21 protein-coding genes and 1 pseudogene are annotated in these 24,541 nt (G+C 45.7%); 5 read left to right on the forward strand and 17 right to left on the reverse strand.

All coding sequences use genetic code 11. The annotated features are described in order from the left end of the window. Window positions 1-81 precede the first annotated feature (81 nt). Window positions 82-1,620, forward strand: coding sequence for a multidrug efflux MFS transporter Bmr3 (bmr3, locus tag BLL41_RS16640; protein ID WP_071578702.1), 1,539 nt, complete (start codon window positions 82-84; stop codon window positions 1,618-1,620). Window positions 1,621-1,663: 43 nt separating this feature from the next. On the opposite strand, the gene BLL41_RS16645 is transcribed toward bmr3, so the two are convergent. From BLL41_RS16645 to BLL41_RS16670, 5 genes and pseudogenes are all read right to left on the reverse strand, one after another. After that, window positions 1,664-3,289 carry an L-lactate permease gene (locus tag BLL41_RS16645; protein WP_071578703.1) on the reverse strand — a complete coding sequence of 542 codons (1,626 nt, stop codon included), beginning with the start codon at window positions 3,287-3,289 and terminating at the stop codon, window positions 1,664-1,666. 31 nt (window positions 3,290-3,320) lie between these two features. Then, window positions 3,321-4,286: an L-lactate dehydrogenase gene (locus BLL41_RS16650; RefSeq protein ID WP_071578704.1), complete on the reverse strand. Its 966-nt coding sequence runs from the start codon at window positions 4,284-4,286 to the stop codon at window positions 3,321-3,323. A 175-nt stretch (window positions 4,287-4,461) separates the two neighbouring features. Next, window positions 4,462-6,441 carry an alpha-amylase gene (gene amyE / locus BLL41_RS16655; RefSeq protein WP_071578705.1) on the reverse strand — a complete coding sequence of 660 codons (1,980 nt, stop codon included), beginning with the start codon at window positions 6,439-6,441 and terminating at the stop codon, window positions 4,462-4,464. A gap of 143 nt (window positions 6,442-6,584) precedes the next feature. Further along, window positions 6,585-7,185, reverse strand: a pseudogene (locus tag BLL41_RS16660) (DUF6773 family protein). A 115-nt stretch (window positions 7,186-7,300) separates the two neighbouring features. Then, on the reverse strand, window positions 7,301-8,734 hold the full coding sequence (locus BLL41_RS16670; RefSeq protein WP_071578708.1) for a YfcC family protein: 1,434 nt from the start codon (window positions 8,732-8,734) through the stop codon (window positions 7,301-7,303). 148 nt (window positions 8,735-8,882) lie between these two features. On the opposite strand from BLL41_RS16670, the gene BLL41_RS16675 reads away from it, so the two are divergent. Further along, on the forward strand, window positions 8,883-10,034 hold the full coding sequence (locus BLL41_RS16675) for a M20 peptidase aminoacylase family protein (RefSeq protein WP_071578709.1): 1,152 nt from the start codon (window positions 8,883-8,885) through the stop codon (window positions 10,032-10,034). 38 nt (window positions 10,035-10,072) lie between these two features. Here the strand turns inward: BLL41_RS16675 and opuAC are convergent, their stop codons facing one another. Genes opuAC through opuAA form a run of 3 tightly spaced genes read right to left on the reverse strand, consistent with a single transcriptional unit; the run spans window position 10,073 to window position 13,060 of the window. Continuing rightward, on the reverse strand, window positions 10,073-10,954 hold the full coding sequence (gene opuAC, locus BLL41_RS16680; protein ID WP_071578710.1) for a glycine/proline betaine ABC transporter substrate-binding protein OpuAC: 882 nt from the start codon (window positions 10,952-10,954) through the stop codon (window positions 10,073-10,075). Then, entirely contained in the window at window positions 10,954-11,802 is an 849-nt protein-coding gene (gene opuAB / locus BLL41_RS16685) for a glycine/proline betaine ABC transporter permease subunit OpuAB (protein ID WP_071578711.1), read from the reverse strand. The genes opuAC and opuAB overlap by 1 nt, the downstream gene beginning before the upstream one ends. A gap of 1 nt (window position 11,803) precedes the next feature. Continuing rightward, the gene (opuAA, locus tag BLL41_RS16690) at window positions 11,804-13,060 is read right to left on the reverse strand and encodes a glycine/proline betaine ABC transporter ATP-binding protein OpuAA (RefSeq protein WP_071578712.1); all 1,257 of its coding nucleotides are present in this window, start codon (window positions 13,058-13,060) and stop codon (window positions 11,804-11,806) included. A 289-nt stretch (window positions 13,061-13,349) separates the two neighbouring features. Here opuAA and BLL41_RS16695 point away from each other — a divergent pair, with 289 nt between their 5' ends. Together BLL41_RS16695 and BLL41_RS16700 are read left to right on the forward strand one after the other, a co-directional pair. Further along, on the forward strand, window positions 13,350-13,652 hold the full coding sequence (locus tag BLL41_RS16695) for an ArsR/SmtB family transcription factor (protein WP_083428059.1): 303 nt from the start codon (window positions 13,350-13,352) through the stop codon (window positions 13,650-13,652). Between the two features lie 68 nt (window positions 13,653-13,720). After that, on the forward strand, window positions 13,721-14,893 hold the full coding sequence (locus tag BLL41_RS16700) for an MFS transporter (protein ID WP_071578713.1): 1,173 nt from the start codon (window positions 13,721-13,723) through the stop codon (window positions 14,891-14,893). 30 nt (window positions 14,894-14,923) lie between these two features. Here the strand turns inward: BLL41_RS16700 and niaP are convergent, their stop codons facing one another. The 7 genes from niaP to BLL41_RS16735 all read right to left on the reverse strand — a co-directional run bounded on the left by niaP (window position 14,924) and on the right by BLL41_RS16735 (window position 21,692). After that, window positions 14,924-16,126, reverse strand: coding sequence for a niacin permease NiaP (gene niaP, locus BLL41_RS16705; RefSeq protein WP_014662681.1), 1,203 nt, complete (start codon window positions 16,124-16,126; stop codon window positions 14,924-14,926). Between the two features lie 121 nt (window positions 16,127-16,247). After that, entirely contained in the window at window positions 16,248-17,339 is a 1,092-nt protein-coding gene (locus tag BLL41_RS16710; protein WP_003234715.1) for a toxic anion resistance protein, read from the reverse strand. 15 nt (window positions 17,340-17,354) lie between these two features. After that, a complete protein-coding gene (locus BLL41_RS16715; protein ID WP_071578714.1) occupies window positions 17,355-18,968 on the reverse strand; it encodes a YceG family protein in 1,614 nt (537 codons plus the stop codon). Window positions 18,969-19,051: 83 nt separating this feature from the next. Beyond that, window positions 19,052-19,825, reverse strand: a complete 774-nt coding sequence (locus tag BLL41_RS16720; protein WP_071578715.1) for a TerC family protein — start codon at window positions 19,823-19,825, stop codon at window positions 19,052-19,054. Between the two features lie 51 nt (window positions 19,826-19,876). Continuing rightward, window positions 19,877-20,455: a TerD family protein gene (locus BLL41_RS16725; protein ID WP_003241242.1), complete on the reverse strand. Its 579-nt coding sequence runs from the start codon at window positions 20,453-20,455 to the stop codon at window positions 19,877-19,879. A gap of 34 nt (window positions 20,456-20,489) precedes the next feature. Continuing rightward, window positions 20,490-21,071 (reverse strand): TerD family protein, encoded by a 582-nt coding sequence (locus BLL41_RS16730; protein ID WP_014475718.1) that lies wholly within the window; start codon window positions 21,069-21,071, stop codon window positions 20,490-20,492. A 21-nt stretch (window positions 21,072-21,092) separates the two neighbouring features. Then, window positions 21,093-21,692, reverse strand: coding sequence for a TerD family protein (locus BLL41_RS16735; protein WP_003234725.1), 600 nt, complete (start codon window positions 21,690-21,692; stop codon window positions 21,093-21,095). Window positions 21,693-21,975: 283 nt separating this feature from the next. Here BLL41_RS16735 and BLL41_RS16740 point away from each other — a divergent pair, with 283 nt between their 5' ends. After that, on the forward strand, window positions 21,976-22,971 hold the full coding sequence (locus BLL41_RS16740; RefSeq protein ID WP_071578716.1) for an LLM class flavin-dependent oxidoreductase: 996 nt from the start codon (window positions 21,976-21,978) through the stop codon (window positions 22,969-22,971). Between the two features lie 36 nt (window positions 22,972-23,007). On the opposite strand, the gene znuB is transcribed toward BLL41_RS16740, so the two are convergent. Further along, the gene (gene znuB, locus BLL41_RS16745; RefSeq protein ID WP_014662674.1) at window positions 23,008-23,850 is read right to left on the reverse strand and encodes a zinc ABC transporter permease ZnuB; all 843 of its coding nucleotides are present in this window, start codon (window positions 23,848-23,850) and stop codon (window positions 23,008-23,010) included. After that, window positions 23,808-24,503: a zinc ABC transporter ATP-binding protein ZnuC gene (znuC, locus tag BLL41_RS16750; RefSeq protein WP_014475714.1), complete on the reverse strand. Its 696-nt coding sequence runs from the start codon at window positions 24,501-24,503 to the stop codon at window positions 23,808-23,810. Before znuC ends, znuB begins: the two co-directional genes overlap by 43 nt. Window positions 24,504-24,541: the final 38 nt, after the last annotated feature.

Consider the following 24,541-nt stretch of genomic DNA (forward strand, 5'->3'; position numbering starts at 1 on the left):
CTTGATAATCGAGATATTCAATGATCAAACTATTATCATGATATCAGAACTTACATAGAAAAGTAAGAGGAGGTAGAACAAATGGACACAACAACAGCAAAACAGGCTTCCACCAAATTTGTTGTGCTCGGTCTCCTGCTGGGCATCTTGATGTCCGCGATGGACAATACGATTGTTGCCACCGCAATGGGCAACATCGTAGCCGACCTTGGAAGCTTCGATAAATTTGCCTGGGTAACGGCATCTTATATGGTGGCGGTTATGGCTGGCATGCCGATTTACGGCAAGCTTTCCGATATGTACGGCCGAAAACGTTTTTTCCTGTTTGGACTCATTTTTTTCTTAATCGGTTCGGCTTTATGCGGAATTGCCCAGACGATGAATCAGCTGATCATCTTCCGGGCAATTCAAGGAATCGGAGGCGGCGCGCTTCTGCCGATTGCCTTTACCATTATCTTTGATTTGTTTCCGCCGGAAAAACGCGGAAAAATGTCCGGCATGTTCGGCGCCGTATTCGGATTATCCAGTGTTCTTGGTCCGCTTTTAGGCGCAATCATTACAGATTCGATCAGCTGGCACTGGGTGTTTTACATCAATGTGCCGATCGGCGCATTGTCATTGTTTTTCATTATTCGCTACTACAAAGAATCTCTGGAGCACAGAAAGCAGAAAATAGACTGGGGCGGCGCGATTACATTAGTCGTATCCATTGTATGTCTGATGTTCGCCCTTGAGCTTGGCGGCAAAACATACGATTGGAACTCCATTCAGATCATTGGGCTGTTTATTGTATTCGCCGTTTTCTTCATTGCCTTTTTTATTGTGGAGAGAAAAGCGGAAGAGCCGATTATTTCTTTCTGGATGTTTAAGAACCGCTTGTTTGCCACAGCACAGATTCTCGCTTTCCTGTATGGCGGAACATTTATTATTTTAGCGGTATTTATTCCGATTTTCGTTCAGGCGGTCTACGGCAGCTCAGCGACAAGCGCGGGCTTCATTCTGACGCCGATGATGATTGGATCAGTCATCGGAAGCATGATCGGCGGGATCTTCCAAACGAAGGCAAGCTTCCGCAATTTGATGCTGATATCTGTTATAGCTTTCTTTATCGGCATGCTGCTTCTTTCCAATATGACGCCTGACACAGCACGGGTATGGCTGACAGTCTTTATGATGATTTCAGGCTTTGGTGTAGGCTTTAACTTCTCCCTGCTGCCGGCGGCATCGATGAATGATCTTGAACCTCGCTTTCGGGGAACTGCAAACTCTACAAATTCGTTTTTGCGATCATTGGGCATGACCCTGGGCGTCACCATTTTTGGAACGGTGCAAACAAACGTATTCACAAACAAGCTGAGCGACGCCTTCAGCGGCATGAAAGGCTCTGCGGGATCAGGCGCTGCGCAAAATATCGGCGACCCGCAGGAGATTTTCCAAGCGGGAACGCGTTCCCAAATTCCTGACGCGATCCTGAATCGCATTATTGACGCGATGTCATCAAGTATCACGTATGTCTTTTTGCTCGCTTTGATTCCAATTGTCCTCGCGGCGATTACCATTTTGTTTATGGGAAAAGCCAGAGTGAAGACAACGGCCGAAATGACAAAGAAAGCAAATTAACATAAAAAAGCAGTACATGCTGGGCATGTACTGCTTTTTTCTATTACACTCCTAATCTTGCAAGAATAAACGTCCATATACATATGCCCAATAACAGAATCAGGCTGTACGCCACTGTCCGTTTAAACAGTTTAGATTCCTTGCCTGTTTGGCCGACCGCTGCGGCAGCGATGGCGATAGATTGAGGAGAAACAAGTTTCGCCATGACACCGCCCGCCGTATTTGCGGCTAACAGCAAGTCAGAACCCGCACCGATCTGCGCTCCGGTGACAACCTGCAAATGTCCGAACAAAGCGTTATTGCTGACAACAGAACCGGTAATGAACACGCCGATCCAGCCGAGCACGGGACTGACAAATGGGAACAGGTCTCCTGTTTTCGCCAGTGCTAACCCAATTGAAGAGCTGAGCCCTGCGAAGTTGGCCAGATTGGCAAACCCCATCACGAAGCAGATCGTCATAATCGGCACCCACAGCTCTTTTCCTGTCTCCTTCAAGGAAGCAAAAGCATCTCGAGAGGAGAAATTTTTGCTGAACAGTCCTGTCACGATGACTGCGGCTAAAATCGCTGTACCAGTCGCTGACAGCAGATCAACTTTCAAGACTGCATCTAACGGCATGGCAGATGACGCAATCGGCGGCATTTTCATAATTTGCTGGTGCAGAAAAGGCATTTTAAACAGGAGCGTTGTTTGATATAACAGTCCGCCTTCTTGGAAAAGCGCTTTGAAGGCGGGAAGGCTCCAGATGGTGATCGCCGCAGTTAAAATGTAGAAAGGAGACCATGCTTTCGCAATGTCAACGGCACGGTATGTCTTTTGCTCATCAGCATCGCCGGCTCCTTCCTCCCGGTAAATCTCTTTCGGCTGCCATTTGCGGAGGAAGAGGGCAAGCCCGCCCATGCTGAACAAGGCCGCCAAAATGTTAGCTAATTCCGGCCCGAGCACCGCCATTGTCAGTGTCTGAACCGCTGTATACCCACCGCTCACAACCAGGAGGGCAGGCCATGTCTGTTTGATTCCTTTCATTCGGTCTAATAGGAATACAAGCAGGAACGGTATGAAAAATGAGATCATCGGCAGTGTCCACATCAATGTCCGTGACAGCTCAAGAGCTGACAAATCACCAATCTGCGCCCCTGTGATGACAGGAATTCCGATCGCTCCAAAAGCTCCGGAGGCTGCATTTGCAATCAAGCAGAGCGCTGCCGCTTTTAACGGTTTAAAACCAAGTTCGACGAGCAGCGCCGCACTAATCGCAATCGGAACACCAAAACCGGCCGCGCCTTCCAAAAACGCGTTAAAACAAAAACCAATTAATAATAGCTGTAATCGTTGGTCAGGCGAAATGCCGGCAATGCTCGACCGAATAATAGTAAATTTCCCGGTTTTCACCGCGATTTTATACAGCCACACCGCCATCAGGACGATGTAGCCAATGGGCCACAGCCCGCTCCCGATTCCTAGCAAAACAGAAGAAATCGCTTTTTCAACCGGCATATGAAATGCCAAAACGGAGACGAAGAAACTGACGGCTAGGGTAAGAAACGCCGCAAGTATGCCTTTCATTTTCAAAACAGTTAAAGCCAAGAGAAAAAAGAGAATCGGAGTGAGCGCCACAAGTGCGCTCACATACTCGTTTCCAAACGGATCATACAACTGCTCCCACATTGACAATCAGCCCTTTACTCTAAAGTTGCGGTTAGTTGACTTTTTGTTCTGCAAAATAAGGCTTTAAGATGTTTTTAAGGACGCCGGCGCTGTGAAGGAACTGTTCTTTTTCTTTCTCATTCAAGTTCAGCTCAGTGATACCTGCGATCCCTCCACGGTTCACGACAGCCGGAACACCGATGTACACGTCATCTGCACCGTATTGCCCGTCCACATATGTGCTGACAGTTAATATGCTGTTTTCATTATGAAGAATCGCTTTTGTAATGCGGGCAAGACTCATCGCAACTCCATAATAAGTCGCTCCTTTTTTCTCAATGATATGGTAAGCTGCGTTTTTCACGTCATCTACGATTTGGTCCAGCTCCTCTTGTTTGTACGCATCGTTTTTCTCAACGAGTTCACTAACCGGTACACCGCCGACATTCGCATGGCTCCAGACAGGAAGCTCCGTATCACCGTGCTCTCCGATAATATGCGCGTGCACGTTTTGAGGAGCTACGCCAAAGTATTCGCTCAGCATGTAACGGAATCTCGCAGAATCTAGTGTTGTGCCGCTTCCGATCACCCGCTCTTTTGGCAGGCCGCTGAATTTCCATGTAGCGTAAGTCAGGATATCAACCGGATTTGTAGCGATTAAGAAAATGCCGTCAAATCCGCTCGCCATGACTTCACCGACGATGCCTTTGAAAATCTTTAAGTTCTTTTCTACTAATTCAAGGCGTGTCTCACCAGGTTTTTGGTTTGCTCCTGCGCAAATGCAGACAATATCAGCATCCTTGCAGTCTTCATATGTTCCGAAAGATGTTTTGACCGGTTGCGGCGCAAACGCCTTTCCATGGTTTAAATCCATCACATCGCCCATTGCTTTTTCTTTATTTACATCAATGACCACAAGCTCATCTGTGATCCCTTGGTTAATTAACGCAAATGCATAACTGCTTCCAACAAAACCCGCTCCGATTAAAGCTACTTTATTTACATGTTTGTTCATCATTAATCATCCTTCCAGGGTATGTTTCTCTTTGGTGTTTTTTGTTTGTGAAGTATTTCACATTTATATTGTGCAACACTTCACAAACTTTTGCAAGAGAAAAGTTTTGTCTGATTTATGAACAAAAAAGAAACCATCATAGATGGTTTCTTTCGGTAAGTCCCGTCTAGCCTTGTCCTCAATGAGGAAGAGAACCGCTTAAGCCCGCGTCATTATATAAACCATTTTGCACGTAATCAAAGCCAGGCTGATTCTGGCCGGGCACTTGGGCGCTGCCATTATTAAAAATCACTTTGGCGTTGGTTGTATCCGTATCCGCAGGCAGCGTCAGCGTGTAAATTCCGTCTGCATTTTTAGTCATTGGTTTTCCAGGCCAAGATCCGGTCAATTCAATTGCCCGGCCCCCATCATGTTTATAGATATAAGCATTTACCTGGCTCCAATGATTCGGATTTTGATAGCCGATGGTTTTGGCCGAAGCTGGATCTCTTTTAACAAAACTGTATTCCTCGGTCCTCGTTACACCATCACTGTTCGTTCCTTTTAACATGATGGTGTATGTTTTGCCAAATGGATCTCCTTTTCCGAATGTGAATTGATCTCCATCTTTAAACGCTGTCTCTTGTCCATTATTGATTTGATAAACAGCTTTTGTTGTGTTCGCATCTGCACGCAGGGTAATCGTCAGTTGATCATTGAAAGAATGTGTTACACCTGCTTTGTAATTCTCAAGGAAAACATGAGGCGCATTTGCAATATCGTCAGGGTAAAGCACAGCCACAGATCTGGCATTGATCGTGCCTGTCAGTTTACCATCGTTCACTTGAAATGAACCCGCCCCAGCTTTATTGTCATACCTGCCATTAGGCAATTTTGTTGGCGTATTGATAGAAACAGAGGATGAACCTGCATTTGCCAGCACAACGCCATATGAGCCTCGCTGATTCATAAAGATCTGGTTGTTTCCATTCGGGTTCGAGAGTTCCTCAGGCTGTCCAGCCATCACATTGTGAAATCTATTGACCGCAGTGATAGCCTGATCTTCAAATAAAGCACTCCCGCGATCGCCTATTTGGCTTTTCCCCGGGAATCTCACACCATTTCCGCCTCCCTCAGGTCTGGAAAAGAAAAGAGGCGTACTGCCTGAACGAGAAGCTATCACCGCCCAGCCTAAACGGATATCATCATCGTTCATCCATGTCGACTCTTCATCATCATTGGCATACGTATCATGCGACTCCACCCATGTCACTAACTTGTCCGCAGACACATCAGAAGCATAGCGGGAGAGATTCGACACACTCAGATTGCGATTCTTTAAAGCGGACCTTATGGAATGCCCATAGTTAGACGCTGTCACATTCATATAATTCGCATATGCAGCATCCCTGGAAGCACTATCCTGCAGGATTTCTCCGTATTGAAACTCTGCAGATGTGTTTGTGATATTCGGCCAAAATTGACTGCCGTAATTCCCATCATCCGGAAGCTCTATATGTTTGGCGGCATCAAAGCGAAATCCATCTGCCCCGTCATTCAATGCTCTTTCTAAGAAACGTTTCAGATAGGACTGTACTTGTGTATTTTGTGTATTCCAGTCATACAGCCCGAGCAATGAATTCTGCGTGACATCCCATCGATCCGACCAGTTTTTAATTTGTGTGTTTCCGTGTGTCCAGTTTGGAATACTCTTAATCTCATTGGAAATGGCGGCATAGTCACTGGTGGTATGATTGATGACCGCGTCAACAATGACTTTTATGCCATATTCTTCAGCGGCTGCACACATTTCTTTAAATTCTTGTTCAGTGCCTAAGTAACGGTTGCCAATTTGGTACGATGTCGGCTGATAGAGCCAGTACCAGTTCGACATGCTTTTATTTCCTTGGTTCCCTTCCTTTACTTGGTTAATCGGAGACGTCTGAATGGCTGTATATCCTGCATCATGAATGTCCTTCATATTGTGTTTTAACGTATTGAACGACCAATTCCAAGCATGAAGAATGGTACCGCTTTTAATCGATGGCGCTGCCAGTTCATTTGATGTGTTCTGTGATTCAGCATTTGCTGCCGCCGGTCCTGCCAGAACCATATGAAACAGCAACAAAAATCCAGCGAATAACGGCAGTAAAGAGGTTTTGAAACGTTTTACAAACATTCTTGACACTCCTTATTTGATTTTTGAGAAGACTTACTTCGGAGTCAAAAATCCCTCTTACTTTATTCTTCCTCCTTTCAAACTGGTGTGAAGACTGGAGAATTTTGTTAATGCTTACATTTTAAATTATCACAATCACTCTATCAAAACAACTTGGCAGAGTGAATACAAATCAATGTTCCTATAGAAAAAGCTGCGCGAAACTGTGAGCGTTTCACCGCTTTTTAAACAAAAAAAGAAACCATCTATGATCTAAGATGATTTCTTCTTTACCTCTTCTTTTATCGCTCTTCTGTAAGCCAGCTTCACAATCACATATCGAAGCAGAAACAGAACGCCGCCGCAGACGATAAAAAGAAGGATCATTTTCAGCCAAGCGAAGAATGTATGGGGAATCCCCCTGTCGTACATCGTAAGCACCACTACCGCAAAGGCGACCGCAATTGATTCTATTCGCTGCTGCTTCACCCGTTTTTGCAGTTCTTCTTTGGTGTCTATTCTCGGCATGAGCATTCCAGATGCTGCAGCCCTGATGCAGTAATATAAGATAATGATGAACAAAAACACAAGGCTTGCAGCCCATTCTTTAAACGGAAATTCAAACATAATGCCGCGGATAATCACATCAAGCAACGCAAACGCTCCCGCTATCATCCCAATCTCCGACCAGATTTTCTGTTCTTTTTCTTTTACTCTCTTATTTTTCCCATTCACGCCTGAAAGTCTATTACGCAGATTATTCATGACCTTCCTCCCGCACTTTTACGAATGGCTTATGGCTTACATGTTACAATAACAGCCTGCGCTTCTGCAATGAATAACTTAAAAGCCCGCCATACAAGCCGGCGGGCAGCAATTGTTAAAACGGCCCCCAATTGATCATGACGCCGATCACAATAAAAATAAGCCCGATCAAGAACCAAATCAGAGCAAGCGGCACCATAAACCGCAGCCACTTGACGTACGGAATGCCGCTGGCGGCAAGTACCGCCATAAGAACGCCGGATGTCGGGTTGACACAGTTGACGACCCCTTCTCCAAGCATAACCGCCTCCACCGCAACCTGTCTCGTGATTCCCATCAAATCAGCGAGCGGCGCCAGGATTGGAATAAATACAACGGCTTCCCCAGACCCAGAAGAGATGAGAAAATGAAGCAGCGCACTGGCGATATACATGCCGATTGCCCCGGCAATCGGGCTGAATCCGTCCAACAGTGAAGCCAAAGCATTGACGACTGTATCGAGTAACTTTCCATTTTCAAGGATGACGGAAATGCTTCGTGCCATCCCGACAATCAGCGCCCCGTATACAAGACTTTGGCAGCCCGTAATGAAGGTTTTGGCAATATCGTTCGCCGCAAGTCCTCCTATTAAGCCGGCAAGGACAGAAATAAAAATAAATGTCGCAGCCATTTGGGAATCCGACCAGCCAAGCTTCAAAGCGCCGTATAAAAATCCGACCAGTGAGAGTCCCGCCACAGTCAAAATCAGCTTATGGCGAACAGTAAATGACACTGACTGATCCTCTTCTTTACCTGCTTCGCCCATTCCTGCTCCAGGGAACCAATCTGTTCCTAACACACTGGCATCTTTTGATTTTTTTAATTTTCTCGTATACAAATAGATATAAATAATAGAAGACAGCAAAAAGCAAATGTATATCACAACTCGCAGGCCGATTCCTGAAAAAAGAGGGAGCTCCGCAATTGATTGTGATAAACCGAGCGGGGACGGTGATAGTATGGTGGAGTTAAATCCAGCGTAACAGCCGATGTAAATGACAGCGGCTCCCGCGACTGCGTCCCATTTTAAGGATCGTGCCACAATGAGGCCGATGGGGATAAAACCGATAACTGAATTCACGACAATCCCGGTTGTTCCGAGAATGGAGAACAACGCGCCGACAATACAAATGAATAATAATTGCTTGGTGCGGAATTTGCTGATGACATTGTAAATCAGGCCATTGATGGCACCCGTTTTTTCTAAGATGGCAATGGTGCCGCCTGTGAATAAAATCAGAAAGATGATTGGTGCTGATCCGACCATTCCATCCTGAAGAGAAGTAAAAAAGCTGATCAGGCTGACTGGTGACTGTTCAATGGAATGATAGCTTCCCGGAACAGCAGTCGTGACATCCCCCTTTGTCACGCGGTCAAATTCACCTGCCGGCACAATATATGAAGCAATTGCGCAAATAAAAGCAATAATAAATAAGAGGACATAAGCGTCAGGCATTTTAAATGTCATTCGTTTTTTCTTAGGCTGTGTTTCGGCTGCTGGTATACTCATATTTCGATCCATCCCCTCTGTTTGAAAATATTAATTATTCTGAAAAGTAGAAATATGTGCTATATTATATACAGCTTATCTTCCTGTTTCAATATAAATAAAGGAAAGAAGATAAAATTCACTCTGATAGAAGGAGGCAATTCTCACCATGCAAAAGCTTTCAGAAGACATGAAACAAACCATTATGGACATCTTCGAGCATCTGCACGCGAACCCTGAGGTCAGCTGGAAGGAATATGAGACGACTGCATTTCTCAAACAAAAGCTTGAGGAGTTAGGGTGCCGGACTCGCACGTTTTCAGACTGCACCGGGGTTGTCGGTGAAGTTGGATCAGGCTCACCTGTTGTAGCTGTGCGCGCTGATATTGACGCGCTATGGCAGGAAGTTAACGGCACATTTCGCGCCAACCATTCCTGCGGACACGATTCACATATGACAATGGCATTAGGCACGTTAATGCTGCTGAGAAAACAACCTGAGCTTCCGAAGGGCACAATCCGTTTTATCTTTCAGCCGGCTGAGGAAAAAGGCGGCGGTGCCTTGAAAATGATAGAAGAAGGCGTGCTTGATGATGTCGACTATTTGTACGGTGTTCACGTCCGTCCGATTCAGGAAACACAAAACGGCCGCTGCGCCCCGTCTATTCTGCACGGATCAAGCCAGCACATCGAGGGAACGATTATCGGAGAGGAAGCTCATGGTGCCCGCCCGCACCTCGGGAAAAACAGCATTGAAATTGCGGCATTTCTCGTACATAAGCTCGGACTCATTCATATTGACCCGCAAATCCCGCATACTGTCAAAATGACAAAACTTCAAGCCGGCGGAGATAGCTCTAACATCATTCCAGGAAAAGCATCGTTCAGCCTTGATTTACGCGCACAGACGAATGAAGCCATGGAGTCGTTAATTGCCGAAACAGAAAGAGCCTGTGAAGCGGCCGCCGCCGCATTTGGCGCAAAGATCGAGCTGCAAAAAGAGCACAGCCTTCCTGCGGCAACACAAAACAAAGAAGCTGAAACGATCATGGCAGAAGCCATTACGGAAATCATCGGGGCTGAGCAGCTTGATGACCCGCTTGTCACCACCGGCGGCGAGGATTTCCATTTTTACGCCGTGAAGGTGCCGAACCTCAAAACAACGATGCTCGGTCTTGGGTGCGGACTCCAGCCGGGACTCCATCATCCGCACATGACCTTTGACCGAAACGCGATGTTTACCGGCATTCATATTTTAGCGAACGCCGTGCTCAAAACATTTCAGAAGGCAGAATCACTTGCTGCCGCTAACGCTTCTTAACGCAAAAAAAGCAGCCTGACTACAGGCTGCTTTCTTCATTATTTCTTCAAATCTTCAATTGAGTTGACGTTTTTCATATATTGAGGAACAACAAGACCCATTTTCACACCCGTCATACTGGTGCCAATATCGTCATATTTGCCTTTATATTTGGCGGCGTATGCTTTATGGGTATTCGGCAGCCATGCGGAAAGGGATGCATCCGCGCTTCCCGTCGCGATTGCAGTCCACATCGGACCGGCCTCTACCTGAGTAAGCGTCACCTCATAGCCTAAGTCTTCTAAGACTTTGCCGATCACGTTTGTACTTGCAATTTCACTGTCCCACGCCACATAGGCAAGGTTGATTTTGTCCCCCTTCACCTTTTGAACGCCTTTTGTCCATTCGGCAATCTGATCCTTGTGTTTCTTTACATACTCAGCAGCGACTTTGGCAGGTTTCTCGCCTTCTTCCACCTTGATCATGATTTCGCCCATTTCGTCTTGCGTCCATTTAAACTGGCTCAGAAGCTTTGCGGCATTCGGCTGTTCTTTGCTGAAGCCTTTGCGTGTGATCGTATGGATTTCCTCCGCGCTGCCATAAGATTGTTTCGGATCATCGAGATATTTCAGCTTATATCTGGAGAACATCCAGTGCGGTGTCCATCCTGTAATGATAATCGGTTTCTTACGGTCGTATGACTTTTTAAGCGTAGCGGTCATCGCAGCACTTGACGCTGAAATCAATGTCCAGTCATTCAGGTCATAATCCTTCATCGCTTTGTCAGTCAGGGACATAATCCCTGAACCGGGGTCGATCCCGATGATGGTCTTATTCACCTGTTCTGCTGCGGTTGCATTTTCATCGTGTTCTGAACCGCAAGCCGCAAGTGAGAGCGCCAGCATGGCGGAAACGCCGATGCCGATGATTTTCTTAAGCATCAGGCATTCCCCCTGCTTTTCTTCTTCACTTTAATATTTTGAGTAATACGGTCCAGGGTAATGGCAACGATAACGATGGCGATACCGGCCTCTACGCCGACCCCTGTTTTCAGCTGTGTAACGGCGCTGTATACTTCAGAACCAAGTCCTGGTGCACCGACCATTGCGGCGATAACAACCATTGATAACGCGAGCATGATGCTTTGGTTGATTCCAGCCAGAATAGTTTTTGTCGCAAGCGGAAGCTGAACTTTAAACAAACGCTGAGCTGTTGTAGAACCGAACGCCTCAGTCGCCTCAATCAGATCCGCCGGCACTTGTTTAATACCGAGAACAGTCATGCGGATTGTCGGCGGCATCGCGAAAATAACCGATGCAACAACACCCGGCACAACACCGATGTTGAAGAAGAAAATTGCCGGCAATAGATATACGAAAGCAGGCATTGTCTGCATTAAATCAAGAATAGGCGTTACAATACGGCGAACCATTTCTTTCTGGGACGCCCAAATTCCGATCGGAACCCCGACCACAATCGAAATAATCACGGATGTCAGAACAAGCGCCAATGTTTGCAGCATTGGGTCCCAATATCCTAAATAATCGATCACGAGGAAACCAATCAGCGTAAATAACGCAATTCCCCTTGTGCTGATCCACCACGCAAGTGCGGCGAAAATAATCGTTAACAAAATAGATGGGATAAATCCAAGTCCGCTGACAATTCCATTTACAAAAGCAGCCAAACCGTTAGCAATTCCGTCGAAGAATCCGCCAAACGTCATCGTAATCCAGTCAACAAAACGGTCAATGATATCTGCTAAAGGTATTCTAGGGAGTCTATCCATCTTATTTCACCTCCTGTGCAGAAGGATCTTGTGTTTGTTCGTCAGTGCCTTCAGCATTGATATACTCGTTATTGCCGGCAAGTGCGCCAATCAGCGCGCCTCTTACCACAATCCCTTTCATTCTTTGCTTCTCATCCACAACCGCAATTGGAATATTCGCATCGGACACAACGTCAAAAATCTCAGTCAGATACGTATTCTCTGGTACAGTCGTAAATTCTGTATTCAAGATGTCTTGAAGTGACAAATCAGACTCAGCCGCTTTTTTCGCATCAGACGCATAGATAACACCTAACAATTTCTTTTGTTTATCCACTGCATAAATTGAAGAAATTCCAAGGTTTTTCATCAGTGTCAATGCTACGCGAGGCCCTTTATCAATCCGCACTGTTTCAGCGCGTTTCATAATGTGGCCTGCTGTGAGGACTTTAGACAAATCAACATCTTCGACGAATTTCTCAACATATTCGTTAGATGGATTCATCAGGATTTCTTCAGGCGTGCCGATTTGAACGATGTTGCCGTCCTTCATTAGGACAATTCTGTCACCGATCCGCAACGCTTCGTCCAAGTCGTGCGTAATAAAGATAATTGTTTTTCCGACATTATCGTGAAGATCAAGAAGCTCATCCTGCATATCTTTACGAATCAGTGGATCGAGCGCACTGAACGCTTCGTCCATCAGAAGGATGTCCGGATCATTTGTCAACGCGCGGGCAAGGCCGACACGCTGCTGCATCCCGCCGGAAAGCTGGTCAGGATATTGGTGTTCAAATCCTTCAAGGCCGACGAGCTTTAATGACTCAAGCGCTTTTTGCTGCCGCTCTTGTTTGTCTACGCCTTGCAGCTCCAGTCCGTATTCTGTGTTTTCAAGTATCGTTCTGTGCGGAAACAGAGCGAACTTTTGAAAGACCATGCTGATTTTCTTCCGGCGGACTTCCCGGAGCTGGTCTTTTGACATATTTGTTATCATGTCACCATCAATGTAAATACTTCCGGCAGTCGGTTCAATAAGCCGGTTTAACATCCGTACTAAAGTTGATTTACCGCTCCCTGATAGACCCATGATGACAAATATCTCACCATCATATACTTCAAAATCTGCCTGATTAACCCCAACGGTTGATCCGGTCGCTTTTAAGATCTCTTTTTTGGACTTTCCGTTGGCAAGCAATTGAACTGCCTTCTTTGTTTGTTTCCCGAAAATTTTAGAGACTTTCTCGACTTTTATCTTAATTGGTTTCTCATCTACACTCATATTTTCCCTCCATATTAAGCAATCCTAATAACCGTAACATTTATGTAACTTCCCACACAAACAGCATATTCTCTTTTATTCTGTACCATTTCTTTATAAACATCCATGTGACCACATGATCTTATTTATGCTTCTAAATACTCTGTAATCCTCCTATATAATTGTATTTTACGGGTGATTTTTCTCCTATCTAAAGATGAAAACGCTTTTATTGGAATTGAATTCCTCCTGCCTATGATGACTTCCTGCTCCTTTACTGGAAAAATAAGTTGCTTTCCCAGCTTCAATTATGTATTATAGTTTCATGACTATGAAACAATCAGATGATCAAATCAGAGCGCAAATTTTTAAAGCACTGTCTGATGAATCAAGGCTTGCTATTATTCGTACGCTTTATGCCAGCGGAAAAGAACTCAGCTGCGGCGAAGTAGGTGAAAAGTGCAATATTGTCAAAACCACGGCATCTTATCATTTTAAAACGCTGCGTGAAGCGGGATTGACGGCAACCCGGAAAGATTCGCGGACAAAATATGTCAGTCTCCGTGAAGACACATTTCAAACATACCTGCCTGGCTTTTTGGAAACCCTCTAACAAAGGGTTTTCTCTATACATATTTGTTTCATGGTTTCAAAGTTATAAAACAATAGGAGTGACAAAATTTGAATCGTATTTGGCTTTTCTTCAGTGTCATGTTTGTCATTGGCACGGATACCTTTTTGCTTTCCCCGCTTCTCCCCCTTTTACAGGAGCAGTTTCATGTCTCTACTGATTTGTCAGGCTGGATGGTTAGTGCTTATGCACTCGGTTATGCGCTCTTCGCTTTCATTGCGGGCCCAATCTCAGACCGGCTAAACAGAAAAACAGTCATGCTGTGGGGACTTGCGGGCTTCAGCGTATCCACGTTTTTATGCGGCATCGCTCCCTCTTTTGCCGCCATGTGCCTGTTCCGTTTTGCCGCAGGCGTTAGCGCTGCGTTTGTGACGCCTCAAATTTGGGCGTCCATCCCAATCATTGTGAAGCCTTCTCAGATTATAAAAAGCATGGGGATTGCAACAGCAGGATTGGCCGCTTCACAAATGCTCGGACTGCCGATCGGAGGGTTTTTCGCTTCCTTTACATGGCATACGCCATTTTTTGTTTTGTCAGCGTGCTCGATTATTCTTCTATTGATTCTGGCGGTGGTTATGCCTGATATCCGGCCTTCTGAACCATTGGCGCGCCCATCATTAATCAACCCATATCGGGAGCTTTTTTCATTGCCTAAAACATCGGTCATTCTGCTTGCCTATTTTCTCTTTCAAACCGGAAACTTCGCTTCATTCAGCTTTCTAGGCACTTGGCTTGCTGCGGATTATCATTTAACCGTGTCACAAATTGGAGCCGCTATGCTTGTTCTCGGACTGGGAAATATGCTCGGAAGCCTTATCGGCAGCCGGATTTCAGCAAAGCTGGGCATGTTTAAGCCATTGATCGGCGGGATGCTGCTGATGGGCGCTCTCTATTTCGCTCTTCCGTTCTTTCCGAACTTATTTTTAGTCGAAACGAGCTTTTTTCTCACGTTCTTTACAGCTGGCATTATCTTTCCTTTAATGATGGGTATCTCTCAATCCATTTCACCAAACGCGCGAGGAACCATCGCTTCCCTTTCCAATGCCGCTATGTATGCAGGAACCACTGTCGGCACAGGCATTGCAGGTTTTTTATATCAAAGCACACAGCATTTCGGAGCTGTCACAGGATTTACTGCCATACTATTCATGCTGTCAATGGCGCTCTACCAGACAATCAGTAAAACCGGAAAACGCCAATCCGCAGCCCGGGTGCAAATGTAAAAATAGCACCTCTTTCAAGAGGTGCTTTTCCTATTCCAGCTCAGTTTGTTTCGTCTCTTTCCCCATAATCAAAATACAAGCAACCGCGAGTAAGATTGCAATGCAAAAGATTGAGAAGATGACCGAAAACGAAATATGACGGGCTGCGAGAGTTCCAACGAGCAAAGGCCCGAAGATGCCGCCGATCCTTCCAAACGCCGCCGTCGTTCCTGAACCTGTTGCGCGAATCGCAGTCGGATATTGTTCCGGGGTATACGCATACAGCACGCCCCACGCACCGAGATTGAAAAACGATAACAGCATTCCAGCTGTAAGCAGGAGGCCTAAAGAATCAGCCGTTCCAAAGAAATAGGCGCTTCCTGCTGTACCAATCAGGTAAATGACGAGTATCCACTTCCGGCCCGCTTTTTCAATCAGCCATGCGGCAGAGAAATAGCCCGGTAGCTGAGCAAGCGTCATCAGCAGGACATATTCAAAGCTTTGAATCATGCTGAAGCCTTTCAGCAGCATGACACTCGGGAGCCATAGGAACATGCCGTAATAAGAAAACACCACACAGAACCAAACGATCGACAGCATTACGGTCGGCCGTATATACTGTCTTGCCCAGACGCTTTTTACATTCTCCCACACAGATTTCTTTTTGGCAGAAAGCGATTCATATTTTGGTGAATCAGGCAGACTCGTCCGCAGGTATAGCGCATAAAAAGCAGTCAGTGCGGTTAACAGCAGGGCAGCCTGCCAGCCGAAGCTTGGTATCACAAAGTAAGAAATCAGTGCGGCTGCGAGCCAGCCCACGGCCCAAAAGCTCTCCAGAAGCACAATCACTCTGCCTCGCTTTTCAGGCACAACCGCTTCCGAAACGAGTGTCGAAGCGACTGGAAGCTCTCCGCCAAGTCCCATACCGATCACAAAACGAAGGATTAGAAATGCCGATAAGCTCGTCACAAAAGCGGAAATGCCGCTTCCGATGGAAAAGCATAGAAGGGTAATAATAAATACTTTTTTTCGGCCGATTCGATCAGCCAGCAGCCCAAACAAAAACGCACCCGCAGCCATGCCGATGGAATTGACGCTTCCGATCCATTTCATTTCCTCGGGCGACAGATTCCACTCTACATGAAGCGCGGCGATAATAAACGATAATATTCCGACATCCATTGCATCAAACAGCCACCCCAAACCGGCGACGCCCAGCAGTTTACGCTGGGATATAGGCTGTTGTTTTCCCATTGCCAACACCTCTGATATGCAAAATGATTACCGTTTAAGTTTACACCTGTCTTTACACATTGTCATTAACTAAATGATGTAAATGAAAAACCCCGCTTATGTTCCATAAGCGGGGTTCTTATTATTGCTGCAATGCTGCTTTTTTAATATTATCCTGAAGCTGGGCAATACGTCTCGCACCGTCTTCGCGGAGGCGTTTGTTTTCTTCTTCGATTTGTTTTGTTTCCTGCATGCCGCTGACAATGGTGTTCCAAGACGATTCGATCGTTTCGATATCTATGCTCGGTCTGCCGGCCATTCTCGCAATTTCAACACTTTGGCTCGAGATGTTTTCAGCATTTCGTTTCAGCATCTCGTTTGTCCGGCGGTCAAGCTCGCTCATTGAATCAGCCACAAGCTTTTGCCGTTTCACCGTAACAGCCTGAATAATGCCGTTTTTGAAAATCGGAATGGTAATAATAAACGCGGAGTTAATTTTCCCGATTAGCTTTGCATTTCCGCGCTGCAGGAGACGGATTTGTGGTGCGGTTTGAAGAGCCACCATCCGTGCCATATCCAGATCATACACCCGTTCCTCAAGCGCCTGAATGCCGTTGCGCAGTGTATCGAGCTGCATTTGCGCCAGCTGGTTTCCGCTTGCCGCTTTTTCCTCATATGAAGGAAGGATCGACTGCATCTCTTCCAGTTTCATCTGCCCGGCAACGACGTATTTTTCAAGCTCCATATAGTATTTGATATTGTTTTCATACATTTCATCGAGCGTGTAGTTTGTCTTCGTCATTTCATCTTTGTATTTCGAAATCTCAACATGGATTTTTTCAATCTCTCCGCCAAGTGTCTGATACTTTTTAAAGATTTTTTCAATCATGCTGCCGCCGCGTTTGAAAATTTTCGCCATTAATCCCTTAGGCTCATCAAAATCATTTTTGTCGAAGCGGTCCATGATTTTTCCAAGCTGGGTCAGCATTGTGCCAGAGTCTGTCACACTTGTTGTTTTCATCATCCCCAAGATGCGGTCAGAGAACTTGGATATTTCAACGGCCGGCTCCTTGCCGTACTCAAGCAGCTCCATTTGGTTTTTAACGTCAATTTGTTGAGCAAGCCGCTTTACCTCTGGTTCCTGACGGAGCTGAAGACGGATATCGTCAGCTTTTTGCTGGGAAATCTCTTCATTTTTATCGAGAACAAGCGGATTTTGATTTTCTGTTGTCATGCTTTTCTTCTCTCCTTATTTTTGGGTAATGGTTCTGAAGAGCCTTTTCACAAGCGAAGGCTCTTTGTAGTCCTGCTGAAACACCATGTCGTCCAGCCAGTGGATATCATACTGATCCTCTTCAATAAACTGCTCAATATCTTGGTGTCCGGGCGGATTATAAATGATGATATCGATTCCGATTTCATTCAGGAACAGCAGGGCGGCGGCATCCGAACGCGTGAGTCCGCCGCTCATTTCCGTATGATATAAAACGAGTTTCGGAACGGTTTGCGCATAGTCGAACATTTGAATCAATTTCAGCAGATTAGCAGGCAGATTTGTTGTTTGCTTAAACAAATAGATTTGAACATCCTTGACTTGTTCCTGATGCAAAGCCTTAAGCCGAGGGTGCCTGCACATTCTCGAAATCGTTTTGGCAATGGCGGCCTGAACGCCCGCCGGCAGCTGTTTGTACTGCCACACATTGCTTGCCATCAGCTTGTCCGGATCGATGTTTCCTTCGTGGTCAAGTGCATGGCTGTAATGAAATTGATAGTTCGATTTTATTTCCTCTGTAAACGGAAAGCTTCTGACCATTTCTGTTTCCTGATAATCCGCTAGAGTATGAAGCCTGTTCCAATATTCCTTATTGTCTTTCGACACGCCCATAATTTTGGCGAATACATTCGGAATCTCAATGGAGTGTTTATCTGCTTTGAAATTCGGCCGAATAAAGGCGCGCTCTTTCGTGATTAAAAACAGTTCATCATAGGTCGTTTTCAGCGTAATAGACACCGGCGTGTGATCTCTGAACTGCCATGGCTTGTAGAGCATGGACTCCTCGTGATTCAGCACATGTTCAATTTCTTTTGTTGAGCGGTAAGCCACTGTTGATTTACGGTCTGGTTTTTCTTTCGGAAACGGCTGAAGCTCCGAAACATCCGGGAGCTTTTCCGTAAAACTGAGTTCCTGCTTTGGATCGACAAGCGCCAGCTGATCGGTTCCCGCCGGATGGAACAGTAGAACATCACAGCCGACTAGCATCAGATAATATAAGAAATAGAGCTGGCTTTTCGTCGCATCTCCATACCAAACAACCTTTGGCATCTCACGCTCTATATCGGTTTTTTCCAGCCACGGATTCAGGTGATTTAAAGAAAACTTCGAGACATCAAGCAGCACTCTGCGAAAATCAGGATGATTGAGCCCCTTCTCATGACTGTCCGCAAAGGTATGTAAAAGCGTCATCAGCGCTTTTCTTAAATGGCGGTGCATCAAGGGATTTGAGTGCTTCGCAATCAGCTTTTCCCCGTCCAGAAAGGCAACAAAGCGGCTAACTGACAGCCCTTTTTCTTTCTGATTGATGGAATGAATATGCTGAAGCTTTTGAAATGTTTCCGGTTCGATTGTTTTATCAAGCGTTTCACTCAAAATAGTCATGCGGCCATTTACAGACAGCTCATACAGCTCGTTATAGTAGTCCGTCTCATCAATAGGCGTGCCTAATATCTGTCCGGCAAGGCGAGAAAACGAAAGGCCTTGTTCTGTTTCATAGTGATCCCGCTCCGGCAATGGCTGAAACAGCAGGCTTTTCCAATCCCCATCAGCCGGAAGTGCTTTATGAATGATTACTTCTTCTTGTCTCATCATATCCTCCTTTCCGGTTTGTCATTGAACGATATTTCGGTAACAAAAAAGGAAGGACATTGAACCTCCCTCCTTGTTTTGTTTTATTCTTCTTTTGAGGCAGCTGTTTGTTCGCGCACCTGCTTTTGTTTGTTGATGTAGTGAATGATCAATGTCACCGCAAATGCAGCGATAATGATCATGAAGAATACAGAGTGCGGCATTTCGTAATGGAAAGCACTCGCCGCCATTTTGAGCGCGATAATGCCGATTAACACGAATGCTGTGTTTTCCAGCTCAGGAATTTTATCAATCAGAACAAGGAACACTTTTGCAACTGTACGCATCATTAAAATACCAAGCATACCGCCGATCAGAAGCACCCATACTTTTTCAGATACCGCAAACGCGGCCAGGATGCTGTCCACAGAGAAGGCAAGATCCATTAGTTCTACTGAAACGACAGTCGCCCAGAAGATCCCGAACGTGCGGACCATCCAAGAGTTTTTCTTCATGCCGTCCGCTTCTTCTTCTTTTTCGCCTATCCAGAAGTGCTTAATGACGAGCCAAGCCAGGTAAAGTGCGCCAAGCACCTTGATCCACCAGAATTTAATGAGGAGCATACCGAGCCCGATGAAAATAAACCTGAAAATATAAGCTCCAAACAAACCATACGTTAACGCTTTTTTCCGCTGTTTTTCCGGCAGGTGTTTGACCATGACCGCAAGAACAAGCGCGTTATCGGCCGATAAAAGGCCTTCCAGAACAACAAGGGAACCGATCAGACCCCAGGAAACAGGATCAGTCAGAACTTCCCCCCACATTTTCCAATCGAAAAATGAAGCATACGTAGACATGATATGATGTAAAAAGTCCAAGTTTTTTCCTCCTATTAATTTGAAACGGCGACTTCTCTATTTGTCACTCGTTTACACTTGCAAACCGTAGTTTCGGCACAATGCAGCCAGCCCGCCGGAAAAACCGCTGCCGATCGCATTAAATTTCCATTCGCCGCCGTGTCTGTATAGCTCACAAACGACAACAGCTGTTTCTATGGAGAAGTCTTCTCCCAAATCGAAGCGAAGAAGCTCATTCTGCGTTTCTTCATCCACAACGCGGACAAATGCATTGGAAACTTGTCCAAAGTTTTGGCTGCGTGCTTCAGCGTCGTGAATGGTCACTGTGATGCCGATTTTCTCAATGTGAGCAGGGATTTTTGAGAAATCAACGATAATCTGCTCATCATCTCCATCGCCCTCACCCGTGCGGTTGTCACCCGTATGGATGACACCGCCGCTCGGATGTTCAAGGTTATTATAGAAGACGAAATCGAGATCATTCACGCAGTTATCATGCGCATCAACTAAAAAGGCTGAAGCATCCAGGTCAAAATCGTGTCCGCCGGAGTACTTGTTTGTATCCCAGCCTAAGCCGATCACCGCTTTTGTCAGTCCCGGATTTGTTTTCGTTAAATCAATGCGCTGTCCTTTTGATAATTGAATGGCCATACTGCCTCTCTCCTTTCTGCTCTTCGTATTTGTCTTAACCGACTTGCAAACCGTAGTCTGTTGCAATGCGGGCAAGGCCGCCTTGGTAGCCAGAGCCGATTGCGGAGAATTTCCACTCGCCGTTATGTCTGTAAAGCTCCCCTGCAATGATTGCCGTTTCAATAGAGAAATCTTCCGCAAGATCGTAACGGATGAGCTCTTCATTTGTTTCTTCATTTACGATGCGGACGAACGCGTTTGATACTTGTCCAAAGTTTTGGCTGCGCGCCTCTGCTTCGTGAATGGTAATAACAAATGAGATTTTATCAATATTTGCCGGTACAGCGCTGAGATTTACTTTTACATTCTCATCATCGCCTTCGCCAGCACCAGTCAGGTTATCGCCTGAATGAACGACTGAACCGTTGCCGCCTTCAAGCTGGTTGTAGAAAATAAAGTCGTTTGGAGATGCGCATTTGCCTGCAGCGTCTAACAGAAACACACTTGAGTCAAGATCAAAGTCGTGCCCGCCGTCATACTTGTTCGTATCCCATCCTAAACCGACAACAACCTTTGAAAGACCCGGATTTGTTTTTGTTAAATCTACTTTTTGTCCTTTTGCCAATGAAATTGTCATGTTTCATCCACTCCTTTTCTTTTATACGTATCTGCTGATAATATCTTCTAATCTCGTATCATTTGTGCCTTCACCGATCGCCGCAAACTTCCACTCACTGCCGCTGCGGTAGATTTCTGCTGTAATCAGGCTTGTTCTGCCGGCATAATTGTCCCTCAAATTGTACTTGAGCATTTCCTCATGATTAGATTGATCAACTACGCGGATAAACGCATTTTGAATCATGCCGAAATCTTGTTTTCTTCTGACACAATCGTAAATATTCACTACAAATACAAGCTTATCGATGTTTCCAGGCACTTTATCTAAATCTATCATAATTTGCTCGTCATCGCCCGCACCGTCACCCGTCAGGTTGTCGCCTGTATGCTGTACACCGCCGCAGCGGCTTTTCAGGTTTCCGAAATAAATCAGATTTTTCTTATCGGTGAATTTTCCGTTTTCCAACATCAGCACTGAAGCGTCACAGTCGATATTCGGACCGCCTCCGCCAAGCAGTTTGCTGAAGAATCCTCCGCCTGAGGACACTGGGTCCCAGCCGAGACCGACCATCAATTTTGACAGACCGGCTTTTCCTTTTGTTAAATCAATTCGTTGACCTTTTTCTAAAGAAATTGCCACACGATTCACTCCTACTCATCAAAACGTGAAGATAGTCACATTTATTTTTACGCTCACAAGGAAAATAAGCCGTAAATTACTAATATATACGTTTGTTATTATATCAAAGTTTCGTAAAAGTTAAGAATAATTGACGAAAAACCTCGAAAAAAAACTTCCATATTTGATATATGATTTGCAAATGCTATAAAGTGTACTTCTTAAACAAACCATTTGACGTGAGCGAGTCATTTTGCCTATTCTTGTGTCACATTGTAAAAACAGACAGAAAGGAAGCGGCCTTTTGATTCATTTAAGCATACTTGATCAGGCACCTGTTTCTAAAGGAGAAAGCCCTGTGACAACTCTTCAGCATTCGGTTGAGCTTGCTCAATTAAGCGAACAGTGGGGCTATAAGCGTTATTGGTTTGCCGAGCACCACAGCACGAAAGGACTGGCAAGCACAGCGCCAGAAATCATGATTGCCCGCATCGCAGCACAGACAAAAACGATTCGTGTCGGATCAGGCGGCGTGCTCCTGCCCCAATACAGCCCGTTTAAAGTGGCTGAAACCTTTCGCCAGCTTGAGGCCCTGTATCCAAACCGGATTGACCTCGGCGTCGGTCGTTCCCCCGGCGGCACGACAAAAACCCGGCTTGCGCTAACGGACGGGGTGAAAAGAAGCTTAACCGAATTTAACAGACAGCTGCAGGATGTCTCTTATTTTCTCACAGATTCCCTTCCTCCCGACCATCCGTATGCCGGAATCAAAGCGGCACCCCTTATTGACACTGCACCAGAGCTATGGGTGCTCGGCCTTGGTGAAAACAGTGCAAGACGCGCAGCGCACCAGGGGATTGGATATGTATTTGGGCATTTCATTAATCCAGAACGAGGAGAAAATGCGTTCCGTATCTACCAAGAAAGCTTTCGGCCCTCAGCCCATTTCTCAAATCCGGCCGCCCTTTTTACGATTTTTGTCATTTGCGCAAAATCAGATGAAGAGGCAGAAAAACTCGCATTAAGCCAGGATTTATGGCTTCTTCGCGTCGGAAAAGGCTTGGACAGCCGCGTGCCGAGCATCGAGGAAGCGAAAGCGCATCCCTACACTGAGTCCGATAAAAAACTCATAGCAGAAAACAGAAAGCGGATGGTGATCGGTTCTCCAAGCACTGTCAAACAGCAGCTGTTAGACCTCACAGACCGCTATGAAACAAATGAAATCATGGCTCTGTGCAATGTGTTTGATTTTGAAGCGAAAAAAGAATCATATGAGCGCCTTGCTGGATTGTTTCTATAAAAAAAGCAGTTTCCCCTGGGGAAACTGCTTTTTTTGTTATTGGCGCCCTTTTTTGCGCTGAGCTTCTTTTTTGATAAACATCCAAACTCCCTGAACTGCAAATCCGAGCAAAAGCAGAACGATCAATAGCAGGGTAATAGACGGTCCTGGCGGCGTCCCGAGCTGATAGGATGATGTCAGTCCCGCAAATACGCTGAATAACGAAATGAGTATAGCTGTGATGAAGACCATGTTAAAGCCTTTTGCAATTCTAATGGCGAATGCTGCCGGCAATACGAGCAGGGCTGATACAAGAAGGACCCCGATGATCGGAATAATGACTGAAATCGCAAGGCCTGTGACAATACTGAATGACAACGAGAGAACGTTTGTATTGATTCCCGATGTTTTGGCTGTTGCTTCATCAAACGTCAGCAGATAGAGCGGCCTTCTCAATACGATAAAGTAAAGCAGGATCAGCAGTGTGATAATACCGATAATATAGACCTGCTGCTGGTTGACTGTCACAAGCGATCCAAATAGGTATTGATCGATGCTCATATTGGCTGTGCCCTTGGAAAGGCTGATTAAAAACATCGCGAAGGACAAACCAGCTGCCATTAAGATGGCAATGGACACTTCTGAATAAGTCCGATACGCCCGCCGCATATATTCAATTCCGATCGCGCCGATGGTCACGACGACTATGCTCGCTGCGGTAATATTGGTGCTGAGAAAAAAGCCGATGGCAACACCTGACAACGAGATATGTGAAAGTGTGTCAGCCATTAAGGCCTGTCTTCTGAGAACGAGATACACTCCTAGTATCGGAGCCATGATGGCAATCATGCCGCCTGCTAGAAAAGCTCGTCGCATGAATTCCAAGTCAAACATTTCCATCCGCCTTTTTCTCCTCTCTCTAACCGAATCACTTTATCTAAAAATTGCTGTACTTCGTTTTGTTCGTGAGTAACCATCACAACTGTGCGGTTGTGATTTTTCACGAGGTGATGCATAAATTCGTAAAATCCTTTTCTGCTGTCGTAGTCAACAGCTGTTGTCGGTTCGTCCAGCATCAGGAGATCCGGGTTGCTGGCCAGCATTCTGGCGATACAGATTTTCTGCTTTTGTCCGCCTGATAAATCACCGATTTTGCGATGGCGGAGCTCCCACATTTCCACCATTTTCAGTGCTTTTTCTACTTCAAGATGATCTTCTTCATTTAAACGTTTAAACCATTTCCCTTTTGTGTAGCGGCCTGACTGAACAAGCTCCAGCACCGTACTCGGAAAGCCGGCGTTAAATGAAGAAATTTGCTGCGGGACGTACCCTATGGTCAGGCGTTTCCCTTCTGTATTTCTTTTACTGATCGTCACTGTGCCTTCCCACGGTTTCAGCATGCCGAGCATTACCTTTATGAGCGTCGATTTAGAGGCGCCGTTGGGTCCAGTGATGCCGACAAACTCACCGCTTTCAATATCAAGTGATACTTTATCTAAAACAGGCGTATGGGAATAGCCGAATACGATATCTTTCAATGAGACGAGATTCATGTTAATCTTCCTTTCTCACAAAGAAATAGTGTGCACCC

Origin of the sequence: Bacillus sp. FMQ74 (assembly GCF_001875785.1) — a bacterium.
Classification (GTDB): Bacteria; Bacillota; Bacilli; order Bacillales; family Bacillaceae; genus Bacillus; species Bacillus stercoris.

Bases quoted from the DNA above. Each gene is read 5' to 3' on its own strand.
- bmr3 (WP_071578702.1), top strand. From the start codon at position 82: ATGGACACAACAACAGCAAAACAGGCTTCCACCAAATTTGTTGTGCTC.
- BLL41_RS16645 (WP_071578703.1), bottom strand. From the start codon at position 3,289: ATGTGGGAGCAGTTGTATGATCCGTTTGGAAACGAGTATGTGAGCGCA.
- BLL41_RS16650 (WP_071578704.1), bottom strand. From the start codon at position 4,286: ATGATGAACAAACATGTAAATAAAGTAGCTTTAATCGGAGCGGGTTTT.
- amyE (WP_071578705.1), bottom strand. From the start codon at position 6,441: ATGTTTGTAAAACGTTTCAAAACCTCTTTACTGCCGTTATTCGCTGGA.
- BLL41_RS16670 (WP_071578708.1), bottom strand. From the start codon at position 8,734: ATGAGTATACCAGCAGCCGAAACACAGCCTAAGAAAAAACGAATGACA.
- BLL41_RS16675 (WP_071578709.1), top strand. From the start codon at position 8,883: ATGCAAAAGCTTTCAGAAGACATGAAACAAACCATTATGGACATCTTC.
- opuAC (WP_071578710.1), bottom strand. From the start codon at position 10,954: ATGCTTAAGAAAATCATCGGCATCGGCGTTTCCGCCATGCTGGCGCTC.
- opuAB (WP_071578711.1), bottom strand. From the start codon at position 11,802: ATGGATAGACTCCCTAGAATACCTTTAGCAGATATCATTGACCGTTTT.
- opuAA (WP_071578712.1), bottom strand. From the start codon at position 13,060: ATGAGTGTAGATGAGAAACCAATTAAGATAAAAGTCGAGAAAGTCTCT.
- BLL41_RS16695 (WP_083428059.1), top strand. From the start codon at position 13,350: ATGTATTATAGTTTCATGACTATGAAACAATCAGATGATCAAATCAGA.
- niaP (WP_014662681.1), bottom strand. From the start codon at position 16,126: ATGGGAAAACAACAGCCTATATCCCAGCGTAAACTGCTGGGCGTCGCC.
- BLL41_RS16710 (WP_003234715.1), bottom strand. From the start codon at position 17,339: ATGACAACAGAAAATCAAAATCCGCTTGTTCTCGATAAAAATGAAGAG.
- BLL41_RS16715 (WP_071578714.1), bottom strand. From the start codon at position 18,968: ATGAGACAAGAAGAAGTAATCATTCATAAAGCACTTCCGGCTGATGGG.
- BLL41_RS16725 (WP_003241242.1), bottom strand. From the start codon at position 20,455: ATGGCCATTCAATTATCAAAAGGACAGCGCATTGATTTAACGAAAACA.
- BLL41_RS16730 (WP_014475718.1), bottom strand. From the start codon at position 21,071: ATGACAATTTCATTGGCAAAAGGACAAAAAGTAGATTTAACAAAAACA.
- znuB (WP_014662674.1), bottom strand. From the start codon at position 23,850: ATGGAAATGTTTGACTTGGAATTCATGCGACGAGCTTTTCTAGCAGGC.
- znuC (WP_014475714.1), bottom strand. From the start codon at position 24,503: ATGAATCTCGTCTCATTGAAAGATATCGTATTCGGCTATTCCCATACG.